The sequence below is a fragment of the Pelotomaculum schinkii genome, assembly GCF_004369205.1.
In the GTDB taxonomy this organism is placed as follows: Bacteria; Bacillota; Desulfotomaculia; order Desulfotomaculales; family Pelotomaculaceae; genus Pelotomaculum_C; species Pelotomaculum_C schinkii.
This window is the reverse complement of the sequence record NZ_QFGA01000003.1, coordinates 556,120-569,705: the sequence shown is the minus strand read 5'-3', so window position 1 is coordinate 569,705 and position 13,586 is coordinate 556,120. Positions and strand designations below refer to the sequence as shown.

At 45.5% G+C, this 13,586-nt stretch carries 18 protein-coding genes; 5 read left to right on the top strand and 13 right to left on the bottom strand.

The window, feature by feature from the left end:
- From Psch_RS19010 to Psch_RS19000, 3 genes are all read right to left on the bottom strand, one after another.
- A partial coding sequence (locus Psch_RS19010) for a Ger(x)C family spore germination protein (RefSeq protein WP_486644314.1) occupies positions 1 to 227 on the bottom strand: 227 nt, incomplete at its 3' end.
- A complete protein-coding gene (locus Psch_RS19005) occupies positions 214 to 1,311 on the bottom strand; it encodes a GerAB/ArcD/ProY family transporter (protein WP_190259329.1) in 1,098 nt (365 codons plus the stop codon). The genes Psch_RS19010 and Psch_RS19005, both read right to left, overlap by 14 nt.
- The gene (locus Psch_RS19000) at positions 1,304 to 3,040 is read right to left on the bottom strand and encodes a spore germination protein (RefSeq protein ID WP_190259328.1); all 1,737 of its coding nucleotides are present in this window, start codon (positions 3,038 to 3,040) and stop codon (positions 1,304 to 1,306) included. The genes Psch_RS19005 and Psch_RS19000 overlap by 8 nt, the downstream gene beginning before the upstream one ends.
- A gap of 324 nt (positions 3,041 to 3,364) precedes the next feature.
- On the opposite strand from Psch_RS19000, the gene Psch_RS18995 reads away from it, so the two are divergent.
- Together Psch_RS18995 and Psch_RS18990 are read left to right on the top strand one after the other, a co-directional pair.
- A complete protein-coding gene (locus Psch_RS18995; RefSeq protein WP_190259327.1) occupies positions 3,365 to 3,688 on the top strand; it encodes a carboxymuconolactone decarboxylase family protein in 324 nt (107 codons plus the stop codon).
- Between the two features lie 178 nt (positions 3,689 to 3,866).
- Entirely contained in the window at positions 3,867 to 4,220 is a 354-nt protein-coding gene (locus tag Psch_RS18990; protein WP_190259326.1) for an ArsR/SmtB family transcription factor, read from the top strand.
- 83 nt (positions 4,221 to 4,303) lie between these two features.
- Here the strand turns inward: Psch_RS18990 and Psch_RS18985 are convergent, their stop codons facing one another.
- The 9 genes from Psch_RS18985 to Psch_RS18950 form a co-directional block, all read right to left on the bottom strand.
- Entirely contained in the window at positions 4,304 to 4,729 is a 426-nt protein-coding gene (locus tag Psch_RS18985) for an MOSC domain-containing protein (RefSeq protein WP_243124220.1), read from the bottom strand.
- Positions 4,730 to 4,900: 171 nt separating this feature from the next.
- A complete protein-coding gene (locus Psch_RS21760; RefSeq protein ID WP_427910125.1) occupies positions 4,901 to 4,999 on the bottom strand; it encodes a hypothetical protein in 99 nt (32 codons plus the stop codon).
- Between the two features lie 116 nt (positions 5,000 to 5,115).
- Complete coding sequence (locus tag Psch_RS18980; protein ID WP_190259324.1) at positions 5,116 to 6,288, bottom strand: permease; 1,173 nt, start codon at positions 6,286 to 6,288, stop codon at positions 5,116 to 5,118.
- A gap of 95 nt (positions 6,289 to 6,383) precedes the next feature.
- Entirely contained in the window at positions 6,384 to 6,623 is a 240-nt protein-coding gene (locus Psch_RS18975) for a thioredoxin family protein (RefSeq protein WP_190259323.1), read from the bottom strand.
- Positions 6,624 to 6,739: 116 nt separating this feature from the next.
- Positions 6,740 to 6,877: a hypothetical protein gene (locus Psch_RS18970; RefSeq protein WP_190259322.1), complete on the bottom strand. Its 138-nt coding sequence runs from the start codon at positions 6,875 to 6,877 to the stop codon at positions 6,740 to 6,742.
- A gap of 270 nt (positions 6,878 to 7,147) precedes the next feature.
- On the bottom strand, positions 7,148 to 7,291 hold the full coding sequence (locus Psch_RS18965; RefSeq protein WP_190259321.1) for a hypothetical protein: 144 nt from the start codon (positions 7,289 to 7,291) through the stop codon (positions 7,148 to 7,150).
- Positions 7,292 to 7,351: 60 nt separating this feature from the next.
- Complete coding sequence (locus Psch_RS18960; protein WP_190259371.1) at positions 7,352 to 8,275, bottom strand: permease; 924 nt, start codon at positions 8,273 to 8,275, stop codon at positions 7,352 to 7,354.
- Positions 8,276 to 8,336: 61 nt separating this feature from the next.
- A complete protein-coding gene (locus tag Psch_RS18955) occupies positions 8,337 to 8,633 on the bottom strand; it encodes a PadR family transcriptional regulator (RefSeq protein WP_190259320.1) in 297 nt (98 codons plus the stop codon).
- Between the two features lie 381 nt (positions 8,634 to 9,014).
- Positions 9,015 to 9,440: an ArsR/SmtB family transcription factor gene (locus tag Psch_RS18950; RefSeq protein ID WP_190259319.1), complete on the bottom strand. Its 426-nt coding sequence runs from the start codon at positions 9,438 to 9,440 to the stop codon at positions 9,015 to 9,017.
- Positions 9,441 to 9,736: 296 nt separating this feature from the next.
- Here Psch_RS18950 and arsB point away from each other — a divergent pair, with 296 nt between their 5' ends.
- The 3 genes from arsB (at position 9,737) to Psch_RS18935 (ending at position 11,882) form a co-directional block, all read left to right on the top strand.
- Positions 9,737 to 10,792 (top strand): ACR3 family arsenite efflux transporter, encoded by a 1,056-nt coding sequence (gene arsB, locus Psch_RS18945; RefSeq protein ID WP_134219303.1) that lies wholly within the window; start codon positions 9,737 to 9,739, stop codon positions 10,790 to 10,792.
- Positions 10,793 to 11,097: 305 nt separating this feature from the next.
- The gene (locus Psch_RS18940) at positions 11,098 to 11,430 is read left to right on the top strand and encodes a DnaJ domain-containing protein (protein ID WP_206663799.1); all 333 of its coding nucleotides are present in this window, start codon (positions 11,098 to 11,100) and stop codon (positions 11,428 to 11,430) included.
- Positions 11,431 to 11,642: 212 nt separating this feature from the next.
- Complete coding sequence (locus Psch_RS18935; RefSeq protein WP_190259318.1) at positions 11,643 to 11,882, top strand: thioredoxin family protein; 240 nt, start codon at positions 11,643 to 11,645, stop codon at positions 11,880 to 11,882.
- 226 nt (positions 11,883 to 12,108) lie between these two features.
- Here Psch_RS18935 and Psch_RS18930 read toward each other — a convergent pair whose 3' ends face one another.
- Complete coding sequence (locus Psch_RS18930; protein WP_134219306.1) at positions 12,109 to 13,560, bottom strand: aminotransferase class I/II-fold pyridoxal phosphate-dependent enzyme; 1,452 nt, start codon at positions 13,558 to 13,560, stop codon at positions 12,109 to 12,111.
- Positions 13,561 to 13,586 lie beyond the last annotated feature (26 nt).

Here is a 13,586-nt window from a genome sequence, read left to right as displayed (position 1 = left end):
CCCCCGCCACCACCCCCGCCACCGCCGCCACCCCCGCCTGAAATCCCTGCGATAACCTTGGGGTTGGCAATCATGACTGTGACAACCAGGTTTTCCTTTTCCCCTTTGTCAAATCCCATAGCCAGCACATAAGCCACTTCGTCGGTTTCCCGGCTGCCCCAGCAGCCCGAAAGAACCAGCAGGCCCAGGGCAAGGAGCATAAAAGCACAAACCCTAGCCTTCCTCACGAGGACCCCTCCTTCTCAGGCGGAGCGCCGCCAGGATCATTAACGGCACCAGGTAATTGGGGACAAGAGCGTAAGGCCTCAGCCAGTCAGCGTCCAGTTTGACCACAGTCGGAAGATCGGGCGGCAAAATGCTCAGTATAAACATGATTATAATCAGAGGCCAGAGCAGCGGACGGTAGTCGGGCAGTTTCAGTGTCTGTGTCAAGGCAACCGCGCCTCCGTAAAGGGTAACCGCGATTTTAATGAAAGCCACAACACTCCAGATGATCACGAATACCGACTCAACTCTTTGGAGAAAACGTCCGATATAGATATTGCGCGCCAGCCTGTAAAAAGGCAAGGTGTTTTCCGCCATGGTGGCCCAGTGAAAAGTCAGGTTTACCACCAGCAGGATAATTATCAATGAAGCGAAGCCTAACAACATGGAGCGGTAGCCAATCAACCGGAATCGCTCAACCCCCCCCAAGGACTGGATAATTACTGCTGCAAAAATAATTTCAGTTACACCGGCGGTGCTGAACGTGCCTAAGCCAAAAACCTTGAGCGGACCGTGTCCGAAGAAGGGGAACAGGCCACCGGTATCCCACTGTGGAATTAAAGCCAGCAGCAGGAGCAGGATACCGCCAAAAATATAAGGATAGGACAGGCGGGCGGTACGGGCTAAAGCCTCAAGCCCCAGGTACGCGCCCAGCACTCCCATGCCAAGGTAGGCGATACTAATTATGCTGATGGGCACGCTGGGCAGGGCGGCAATAATTAGCGCCTCTGAAAATTCCCTGGCAAATAAGGCGCCCACGGCTATGAAAAAACCCACCGTGACGAGGTTGAGCAATACTCCTGCAACCGGGCCGAAAGCCTGCTCTGTGATTTCGATGATGCTCTGGCCCGGGTTTTTCCTGAGTACAAGATACATCACATAAAAACCAACCAGAGCTGCCACCAGCCCGCCCAGAGGCGTCATCCAGGCGGCCGAAGCGCCGATTTCGGTCAATAGCCTGGGGAAGGGCAGAAAAATCCGGGCGATATTGGATATAGCCAGGAGGATGATTGCCTCAGCCGGGCCGAAGGACCCCGATTTAACCATTTTTTCCACCATCCTCGTCCTTAATCCATCCCCTGGAGACCTGCGGCTGTCGGGTTATATCCTGCGGGTTGATATAGTCCGGCCGCTTCTCGTGAGAGAACAGCGGCATCCGGTACACTACATCGACACCGCCGACGGTGCGGGGGCCAACAGGAGCCAGATAGGGAACACCGAAAGACTTGAGGTTGGCAGTCAGCACCATCTGGCTGAAAATACCGATAGCGATCCCGAAAAAGCCCAGTGATACTCCCAGGATGATATACATAAAACTGTAGATTCTCATGGCAAAGGACAGGGAATAGTCGGGGATGGCGAAGGAGGCCAGCCCGGTGATGGCAACCAGGATAACCAGGAACGGGCTGACGATGTTAGCCTGCACCGCGGCCTGTCCCAGAATGAGAGCTCCCACGATCCCGATAGTGCCGCCTATTACTCCGGGCAGGCGGATTCCTGCCTCACGAATCAGCTCAAAGGAGATCCCCATTAGTAAGACCTCTACCAATGAGGGAAAGGGTACCTTCTCCCGGTTCCCGGCGATGGCCAGTAAGAGTTCCGTCGGGATCATCTCATGGTGAAACAAAACGATGGCCAGGTAGATCCCCGGCGCTAAAAATGAAACCAGGAAGGCCAGCGCCCGGAGATAGCGCAGGTAGGTGCCGTACTGCCAGCGGATATAGGATTCCTCACCGGTATGGAGCTGCTCATACAATGTGGTGGGCACCACCAGGACAAAGGGGCTGCCGTCTACGATGATGGCCACCCTGCCTTCGACAATCTTGGATGCCACCCGATCGGGCCGTTCCGTGGTAAGGATGGTTGGGTTCAAATTATAGGGGTGATCTTCGATAAGTTCTGAAAGGATGCCGCTCTCAGCAATGTAGTCGGTCTTGATACTATCCAGCCGCCGCTTTACTTCCGCCACCAGGTCAGGGTTGGCCAGGTCGCGCAGGTACATTATCGCCACAATTGTTTTGGTGCGGTCCCCCAGTATCAACATTTCGGTGGTGAGCTGCTCGTTCCTGATAGTTTTTCTGAGCAGAGCCGTGTTTGTACGCAGGGTTTCAGTAAAGGCTTCCTGCGGCCCGCGCACTACCTGCTCACTTTGTGGTCTTTCCACGCCGCGGTGTTCCCAGCCCTTGGTTTCGATCAGCAGCGCTTTAGTGGAACCTTCCAGAAAAATGGCCGTGTCCCCCATGTTGACCGCCGTGAGGACATCGCTGAAAAGATTTTTTACCGCAACCTGGTTTCCTGGCAGCAGGTGCTCTCTAACAAGATATACCAGCCCGCCCTTATCCTTCGGGAGCGGCTTTTCGACAAAAAGCATCAAAGCCTGAAAAAGCAGATCCTGGATCGCCTTGTCGGTCAGGCCGTCGATAAAAACAGCGAAGCAGTTGGTGTCCGAATCCGTGCCAATTGCAAACTCCCTGATCACAAAATCCTTATTTTCAGGCAATCCATACAGCTTGCTGATAATTTTTTTATTTTGGCTTAAGGAAGCCCGTATCGCGTCAGGCTCCCCTTCCATTTGGTCTTCCTCTGGCTGGCTCCCCCCTGACCGGGAGGTCTTCTTAATGGCCCTCCTGGCGGACGGCTTTTCATCCTGAGCCGGCTGATTGTCATTCTGGGGCTGCTTATTTTGATCATCCGCAGTCTCTTTGAGAATAAAACCTTCCCGATCAGGGTTCTCTTTATAAGAGATAAACTCGAGAAGCTTTTTCGTATTGATCATGCTACACCCTTCCAGCCGCTTATGATAAAGATTATTATATCCAGGCCTAGCGGTTGTATCCATGCAGCATGCTCCAGGCGAGTACAAAACACCAACATGGGAAAATCAGAACCTATTAAATCAGTTGACAATAATTAATTGCTTATTTAATATTATTATATAAGTAAAAGATAATCTTATTTATTAAGCTTTATTAATTTAAGAGGGATTAAGAACTACGCATTGGAGGTGTATATATACATACTAGCATTTATTAGGCAGCCTACCGTTACCGAGGCATGGACAAATTAGGATCCAAATCATTCATTCAGGAGATGTTTTTTCATGAGAATGCTGGCAGAATTTTTTCCGGAATTTGCCGAAAAGCTGGATGAAATCGACGCTTTATATCAGGAAAAAAGGTTTATTGATGAAAAAACCTACCAATTTATTTGCTTTGCCTTATCTATTAAGGGCCGTTCCAAGCCTTGTGTTTTAAAACATTTTAAGGGCGCTCTGGAAGCCGGCGCCACCGTGCAGGAACTCACCTACATCTTAGCCCTTACCATGCGTGAAGCCGCAGGAGCGGACGACTGCTGGACACATGATGTTATTGATGACTGGAAAGAAATCCTGGCAGGAAATGTAAGCTGCGGTTGCCAAAAATAGGAGGGTCATGAAATTAGTAACGGGACTGGGTTAATCCAGCCCCGTTTTTATTGCTTTTAGGAATTTTCCAAACATCCTTCATCCACTTGCAATATTCATTAACAAATATATAATTAAAACAGGATATTATGAAATTTAATTATTTAAACAGCCTAATAGGCGACGGGGGAGTCTTACTATGCTAGAGGAAAAACTTACACAAAACAAAGCGGATATTTTGAAAGCGATGGCCCACCCAACCCGTATAAACATACTGGAATCCCTGCGTGAGGGCGAGCGTTGCGTATGCGAAATCATTGAGCTCGTTGATTCAGAGCAGTCAAACACTTCTCAGCATTTAGCGCAGTTAAAAAAGAACGGCATTATCTCTTCCCGCAAAGACGGGCTTAAGGTTATTTACAAAGTCAATAACAGGGAAATATTTTTCCTTTTAGACCTGCTTGATAATATAATCGCCAGCCAGATGGAAGAGAGTATGGCCATTCTTGAAGGACTGAAAAAAAGACGCTCGCATGGTCAACTTTCGCCGTAATAAACTTTACTAATTTCATTCATAGGGCACTGCTTTTAAGAAAGATAAGCAAGTGCCCCTTTACCTCGGCCAACCATCAAAAGTCAGATGATTGTTACATTATCCCCTACTTTAACTTTTCCGCCTTTAACCACTCGTCCGAATCTGCCCTCCCTGCTCACTATGTAGGGCCTCCCATGTTCTTTATATTCCTCTTTGCCGATACATAAGATGATTACTTCAGCGTCACCCAGTCTGAGCACTTTACCTGCGGACAATTCTTCCAAAGGAATACCGGTAATTGTAAAATTTTCAGTATAGCCGCCATGCTGTACTTCTTCCTTTTTATAGGCCGGGACTTTTTCCAAGGCTTCAACCGGCAATAAGCTAACCTGCCGGTCCCATTCACCCCCGTGCGCATCTCCTTCCAAACCCCAGCCTTCTAGAACCTGGACTTTGGAAACACTCGTCTTTTCAATACCCCTTTCAGCGCTTATATTAATTGATAGAATTTTACCCAACCATAACACCCCTTGCCAAAATATTATTAAAAATTTTTTCTATACCGCCCTGGGCTTTCTCTTTGCCGTTGCGCTTTCTCCTACAATCCGGTTGTTTCCATCACATCCAGTATAACGGCACCCCCCTTTCAATCCAACAAACAAATAATCTCTCCAATTTTTAACTATTTGAATCTTTATTTATGTCCTCCACATCTTTCTGTCTGATTTTTTGGTATCCGGTTTGAGCTTAACTCGAACGGGTTTTTGGTGCTTTGTGTCTATTAATGTGAACGCCATTTTGCCAATAATAAGTTTTTTAAATATTGTCTTGCCATAGGCACACCGTTAACGGTCATCAGCCCATCAACAAAGCATTTTTTTACGAGTTATATTGCCGTTAAATACCTGTGAACTTAGCCCCAGAATGCCCCGAAGATCAAGCCCGCCAACGTAGACAACACAATAACGAGTGAGATAAAAATCAACGTCTTTTTAGTACCCAGTATATGTCTTATTACAATCATGTTCGGCAAGCTTAACGCCGGCCCGGACAGGAGCAGGGCAAGAGCAGGCCCTTTGCCCATGCCGCTGCCTAAAAGGCCCTGTAATATGGGCACCTCGGTCAAGGTTGCAAAATACATAAAGGCGCCTACAATGGATGCAATAAAGTTAGCGCTGAACGAGTTGCCGCCTACCAGCATAGAGATATACTTGGCAGGTATAATCCCCGTATCTGCCTCCGGCCTGCCCATCAAGAAACCGGCTACCAGAACTCCTCCCAGGAGCAAGGGGAAGATCATCTTGGTATAACCCCAGGTAGATTCCACCCAGCTTACCATTTCTTCTTTATTAAACCAGAGCTTCAGTATCAACGCCAGCACAGCCAGGAAAAATACTGTCAGATACCAGTGCTCCTGGTAAACGGCGTTGAAGAAGCCCACCGGCTGACTCGGCTTGCTCCAGGATGCAAATATGAGGATAACGACCATCGTAGCAAAATATACCGCGTATTGCCACAAAGCCCGCCTGTCCTCCTCTGGCGGCGGCATATTGAGGGTTGCAGCTTCTTTTTCCCGCTCTTCCTTCAAGAAGAAAAGATGCATTAAGAGTCCAATAATTATAGAAAAGAGAACCGCCCCCACTGCCCGCGCCAGGCCCAAATCAAACCCCAGAACGCGGGCGGTGAGGATGATGGCCAGAACGTTTATCGCCGGACCGGAGTACAGGAAGGCAACGGCAGGCCCAATACCTGCGCCCCGCTTGTAAATCCCCGCAAAAAGCGGCAGGACCGTACAGGAACACACCGCAAGTACTGTGCCCGAAACTGAGGCTACACTGTAAGAAAGAATTTTACTGGCCCCGGGCCCAAAATACTTTAGCACCGACGCCTGTGACACGAAAATAGAGATGGCCCCGGCAATAAAGAAAGCAGGTACCAAGCAGGTAAGCACATGTTTTTGCGCATAGTCCTGGAGCATGAAGAAAGCTTCAAGAATAGCGGACTGCACCCGCGGGTTTTGAAAAGGTATATAGAAGGCTAAGAGAAATATACCCAACATTATGAAGAACTTATCACGTTCTTTCACTTAAAAGACTCCTTTTCTATTTCCAGCATTAAGTCAATAAACTCCCCTTGCTTTACAGGCGCAAAGAACCAAGAATGAAAAACTTAAATTCTCATCTAAATTTCTTGTTCAATATATTTCTTTATGTCACTCTTCCCCGGCACCTTGCCTGTTACCTTAACCTTACCGTTTATTACCAGGCCAGGTGTCAGCATTACACCGGCTTCAATAATTTCATCCAGCTTTTCAACCTTCTTAACGTCGGCGTCTATTCCCATTTCACCTAGCGTTTCAGTTACCAACTTGTACATTGTTTTACATTTGTTACAACCCGGGCCCAGGACTTGAATTTCCAACAAAATTACCTCCCATTTAAATTAATTATTAGTATTATATTAGTATAATATTATAATTTAGTCATTAAATAAATATTCACCCTGGCTATTCCATTAACAACTGTCAAACCTTCTCCTTATTGTTGTTCCAGGATATTAAATGGTAAAATATCCATTTTCCCGACCTCATCTTGCACATACCCCATACCACGTACTTTACCTGTCATCACCCCCACATTAGATGCTCCTTGACATGGCAGAATTCCCAGCACCATAATTTTATCCCCTTAGTATTATTATATTAGCATATTGTAATATAATATACATATATATTATAGTTATCGTACCAGGCTGTCAATAAATTTATAAAGAAAAAAGCCTTGTTCCAGGCGATTGATTGAGGTCGATTGATCCAGCCAGAAAAGTAATTATATATGCGCATCAAAAAGAGCGGTTTTTGCAATCGCTCTTTTTAATACTTAACCTCAGTAATTTTTTGTATCATTTTCACATTTTTTATAAGGTTTTACCAGATCAACAATTAATTACTTTTTCTGCTGGTCTGAATCTTTATGTTCATCTTCTTTAATAGGTACGAATTTTACGTCACAGCAGCAGCCGCCCTTAGGTTTGAACAATCTTTCCAGGAACCCTTTCCTTTTCTTTTCTTCATTTTTCTTATCTTCCACAGATAACACCTCCTCCTCATAAATTTGTATTGTAAGATCAAATTTTCAGCAGTGTATGAGCTAAAGCAAGCTTAACTGGAATACCTGAAAAATAAATCCTGATAGCATAGCCACTGCCAAAATGGTGATTACAAAAGCTGCTACGAGTCTGGGTTTGAAGATTGAAGCAAGCAAGGTCACTTCCGGAATACTGGCGCCGGCGCCGCCGATGATTAGGGCCATTAAAGCGCCAAGGCTCATTCCTTTCTCCATCAGGACCGCACCAATGGGGATTATGGTTTCAACCCGGATATACATAGGAATGCCTATTACCGCAGCAACCGGTATTGCCCAGGGTTTGCCCGGACCGGCTACCCGGATGATAAATTCTTCAGGAACGAAGCCATAGATAAATGCCCCGATACCGGCGCCTATAATCAGGTAAGGTACTACCTGACGGAACAAAGTCCAGGTCTGAGCGCCGGCATGCCTTACCTTTTCATTCCTCGTTACCGGCTTGGCAATGGGTTTTGATGTCTCACAGTCACAGCAGCAGGCGCTCTCTAATTGTACCTTCTTATAATCGCCGGCCAGACCGAGCCGTTCCCACAAGGCGCCAATAAGCACGGCGCAGACAAAGGTAAGTACTCCATAAATTAGGGTAATCTTCCATCCCAGCATTGTTAAAAAAAGAGCTAGGATAACGGGGTTAAGTAAAGGTGAAGAAATCAGGAATGACATGGTAGCGCCAAAAGGTGCGCTCCCGTTTAGCAAACCCACCATAATCGGGATAGTGGAACAGGAACAAAAGGGTGTTACAGCCCCCAGGGCGGCGCCCAGTATATTGCCCAGCCATTTACGGGGCTTACCTAGAATATTACGCAATGTTTCTTCAGAAATAAACTCCTGAAGCAAGGCAACCAGGAAAGAAACACCGATGAACAAGGCCAGCAACTCACCGGAAATGATAAGGAAATATCTCCCTGCGGACGCTAAGTTGTTCATTTCAAACACAAAACAATCCCTCCGGCCCAAATAACATATTTGTGGTCAATTTAAACTTTTTCTAGCGAACGGCTCTTAAGATATGAGCGGCCACTTCGCCCCAGGCTTGTGAAGCCACCTGCCAGGCCTGTTCGCCCATTGGTGTCAGGGTATATACCTTGCGTTCACGACCGGAAACAACCTGACTAACTAAACTTAAGAGTCCCGCATCCGTGAATTCCTTTAACACCGGGTAAAGACTGCCTTCCGTGGGAGCGCAGCAACCATTTGTAAGCTCAGCCACCTGTTTGGTAATCTCATAACCATGCAGCGGCTGCCGATGAAGCACATGTAGAATGAAAAAACGGGAAAGACTCATTTTAATCAAGCCAGCCCAGTATTCTTGGGATTCGTACTTTATTTTGGGTACCCCCTCTCCTTACATATAGACATGCTATACATTGACCATATATGTATTATATGACTATGCATGAAAAAGTGTCAATAAATTTATGGCAGTTTGCAATGAACATTGTACTAAAATTGCTCTTACCATGCGTGAAGCGGCAGGTCAAAATGATGAATGGGCACACTATGTTCTTGATGACTTACAATAATCCTGGCTGGGACTAATAATAAAAACATGTAAAAATGGGGCTGTAATCAACCCCATTCTACGTAAATACTCGGAGGTACTCCACCCCTATTGCTTTAATCATAAGAGAACAGCCTTAACAAGGCTTTTTCCGGTTACTTACAACTATCTATTATTCCTTTCTAAAATATCCGTTTCGCAAACCTCAGGCTCATAACCCAATTCTTTGCAGAGATTTGGATTTTGCCTGAGCAGCGAAGGTTTCGGTGTGGAGCAGGAAAAACAAGAAAGCTTGTCGAGAAATTGATTCATCTGATTTAAAAATTCCTTCAAGCCGTCTTTATTCAAGGTATAAAATACATTTTTCCCCTCTTTTTTACTGTCAATAAGACCGGCCTGTTTTAGAATTTTTAAATGGTGCGAAATGGCTGGCTGCGATAAACCGATGGCATGGATAATCTCACAGGCTCCCATTTCCTGGCTTGCCAGCAGTGTTAAAATATTTTGTCTATGCGAATCTCCCAGCGCTTTTAAAATGTTTAACATTGTATCTTCTTTCATATTTAAATATTTCAATGAATACACACGCATATTGTAAATGCTCCCCATTCTGGGGTCAAGTAGATTTGCCCTTATGGTTACGGATTATTTCAAGGGTGTCTAAAGATCAAGTGTCTAAGCTATATGGGATATACAAAACCGAAGGGCTGTGCAGCATTTAAAGTCTTGACATGAAGGCACAGTAGGAATTACCATAAACATATAAACATAATTAAATATTTATTTTAATCAATACAAGATAAACCCTGCCTTAAGGCAGAATCCTCTTGCAGGCATAATTAAGTTTAACCAAAAATTCACAGAAAGGAACTATAGGGGGAAACAACATGTCTGAAAAAGCGTCGGCGAAGCTGTCTTTGCTCGACAGGTATTTAACCGTATGGATTTTCCTGGCCATGTTTTTAGGTGTGGGACTGGGTTATATTATTCCTGAAGTGGCGGACCTTCTAAAAAAATTCCAGGTTGGAACCACCTCAATCCCCATTGCCATTGGTTTGCTCGTGATGATGTATCCACCCTTGGCCAAGGTGAAGTATGAAGAAATCGGTAAGGTATTCAGAAACGGTAAGGTCCTGGCACTCTCATTAGTTCAGAACTGGATTATCGGTCCCGTCTTGATGTTCTTTCTGGCTATCCTCTTTCTGCAGAATTATCCCGAATATATGGTGGGCATAATAATAATCGGCCTGGCCCGCTGCATCGCCATGGTCATCGTATGGAACTCTCTGGCCAAAGGGGATTCGGAGTACGCGGCGGCACTGGTGGCTTTGAACTCAATTTTCCAGGTGCTTTTCTTTTCGGTATATGCCTACTTTTTTGTTACCCTTATGCCTCAGTGGCTTGGCATCAAGTCGATAGCCATCCATATTTCCATGGCGGAAGTAGCTAAAAGTGTGGCTATCTACCTAGGTATTCCCTTCCTCGCGGGAATTATCACCAGGTTCACCCTGATACCGTTCAAGGGCAAAGAATGGTATGAGAAAAAATTCATCCCCAAAATCAGTCCCCTCGCTCTGATTGCCCTTTTATTTACGATCATCGTTATGTTCTCGTTAAAAGGCAACTATATTATCGCTTTACCGGTGGACGTGGTTAGGATCGCCGTACCGCTGCTCGTTTATTTCGTGATTATGTTCTTTCTCTCCTTTTTCCTCAGCAAATCGTTCAATGTCAATTACGGCCAGAGCACGACGCTTGCTTTCACGGCCGCCAGTAACAACTTCGAACTGGCCATCGCAGTGGCTGTGGCGGTATTCGGTATTAATTCCGGCCAAGCTTTTGCAGCAGTCATTGGCCCCCTCATCGAAGTGCCGGTGATGATTGGGCTGGTCAATGTGGCCCTTGCTTTTCAGCGAAAATATCTTTCTGTACAACAGCAATAAATAAAGTGAAACCGGGGGTTTAAACCAACTTCCGGTTCCCGTTTGATGCCATATGCTTTAGATAATTCAAGTTTCGCAGGACGAAAGCTGAAGTCTGCCCCTTCAAAAAATGCAAGCGGTTTATTTTCTGGTTCAAAAAATTCTATTTAAATACTTGTTTCCAAAAGGTGAAACGATACTTATTTTATCATATAATAACATTGTTTTTAATTTGCTTCTGGTTAATTTCTTGAGATTTGTTGCATTGTATTGAGTGTAAAATTTTGTATTAGATAATCTTGCATTTATAAATTTATTGAGGGGAGATTCTTTACATAGAGGACTATTATTCTATCTTAGGTGTAGCACACAATGCTTCACGCAAACAAATAAAAAAAGCTTATCGAGTGCTAGCTCAAAAATATCATCCTGATATTAATAATGATGATATTGAAGCTGAAGAGAAAATGAAACAAATAAATCAAGCTTACGAAGTACTTATGGATCATAATAAACGGACTCAATATGATCGCAATGGGGTATCTGGCTTTTCAACCACTAATTCCCGATGGGGCGGTCTGTCATATGATGACGACGATCCTGGCTTACGGTTTATGATGATGTTATGGCAAATGCAAATGGGGGAAAAAAATACTTAATCTGCTGAAGCCATGCAATGGAAATAATATTATCAGTCAGATTGAAATACACACAGACAAAGTCACAGAATAAGGCACTTTCAGAGGGTAAACGAATGAATACTCCTACGATTAAATTTGAAGAAACGCTGTGGGTAATTATCGTAAACTATTTCAGTAATAGTTAGTCATCAGCCCTTATAAATCTTGTTTGTGAATAGGGAGGTGATAATGTGGAAATCAAAGTGCTGGGAACAGGCTGTGCAAAATGCAAGGAGTTGCACAAGAGAGTTACTGAATTAAACAGTGAGATGGGTATTGAGGCTGATGTGAAAAAGGTAGAGAAAATGGATGATATTATCGCGGCAGGTATCATGATTACCCCGGCCCTGATCATTAACGGCAAAATTAAGGCGGTAGGCAAGGTGCCCGGTAAAGATGCTTTAAAGAAGTATATTGAAGAAGAGATATAGCTTATAACAACGATTGGAAATTGCCCCAGTCAACCAGCCTCCTTTTTAGGGGGCATCCGTTTAATTAATGATGGTCAATCATGATGAAGATGACGCAAAACCTATTTTCAAAATATTACGTCCCGATATAGTGCAAATGCAAAAATAAAAGTAAACCGGGGGTTGGCGAACCAGCTCCCGGTTTTCATCTGTGATATTCACAGGATCTGTTTCATTTAAAATTCTCTTACTCAATAACCATTACATACTCAACCTTTGGATCGGCCGTACCCTGCAAAGTGCATTTTTCTTCCTTAAGCTTCTTAATATAATCGATGATATCGCTTGTAATGATTTCTCCCATGCTGACCAGGGGAATCCCCGGCGGGTAAACCATAATCATTTCTCCTGACACCTCACCGGCGCTCTGCTCAAGAGCTACAGGCTTTTTATTTCTATAGAAGGCTTCCCTTGGGGGCATGGTTACAACCGGGTTAAACTGAATTGATTGGATTTTGTTGATTTTCCTGCCCTGCGCATGCCTGGCGATGTCCGCAAGCGCGTGGATAAAGGCCTCCAGGTACTTCCTTTGCTCACCCAAGCCTGTTATAGCCAGAATATTGTACATGTCGGCCAATTCTATCAGGATATTGTAATCTCTGGCCAGCAGCTCTTCCACCTCGTAACCGGTCAAACCCAGTTGATGCACGTTAACAAGAAGCTTTGTTTCATCAAGGTAGAATGGCCCGTTATTGGCAAAATACTGGCACGTTGGCGCGAACAGGCCTTCAATCCCGTTTATTTCCTCTCTTGCCCAGCTCAGCATGTCCAAAAGGTGGCCGAGGATCTCTTCACCTCTGGTAGCCAGCTGCTTCCTGGCTACGTCCATGGAGCAGAGCAAAACATACGACGGGCTGGAGGAATAGGTCAGGTTGAGGACCTTCCTGACGTAGCTGGCATTGAAATAGTCAGACTTATTTAATAACAACACCGAGCTTTGGGTCATTGAACCACCAGTCTTGTGCAGGCTTGCCGCGCTCATGTCGGCGCCTGCCTGCATGGCGGAAACAGGGAAACCATGATGGAAATGCATGTGCGTTCCGTGCGCCTCATCTACCAGGACCGGCATTCCGTGCTGGTGGGCCACTTCAACAATCTGGTTGAGATGTCCGGCAATCCCATAATAAGAGGGGTTGATGGTCAATACAGCGCTGGCGCGGGGATTCTTTTGTATGGCCGAAGCCAGGTTTGACTCCGTTATCCCCAGGACGATACCGAGGTCCTGATCGATCTCCGGCTGTACATATACTGGTTCAGCGCCGCTTAAGATCAACCCGTTGAAGATGGATTTATGGGCGTTCCTGGGTACGATAATCTGGGCGCCGGGTTTGCAGGCGCTCATAATCATGGTTTGGACCCCGGATGTCGTCCCGTTAATCAGAAAATATGCGTCAGCGGCCCCAAACGCCTCGGCCATAAGGGCTTCGGACTCCAGAATAACCCTGGTGGGGTCCCAAATTAAATCAATACCCCTGGTCTGGTTGAGGTCCATCCTCAGGACATTTTCACCTACAAAATCCCTGTACTCGGACAAGCCGTGGCCATGCTTATGGCCTGGTATCTGTAAAGGAACAGCATTTCTCTTAACATGATATTTTACCGCCTCAAACAGAGGGGTTCTGTTCTGGTCCAATAACACTTATCCCCTTCCTTTATTGCTGCCTA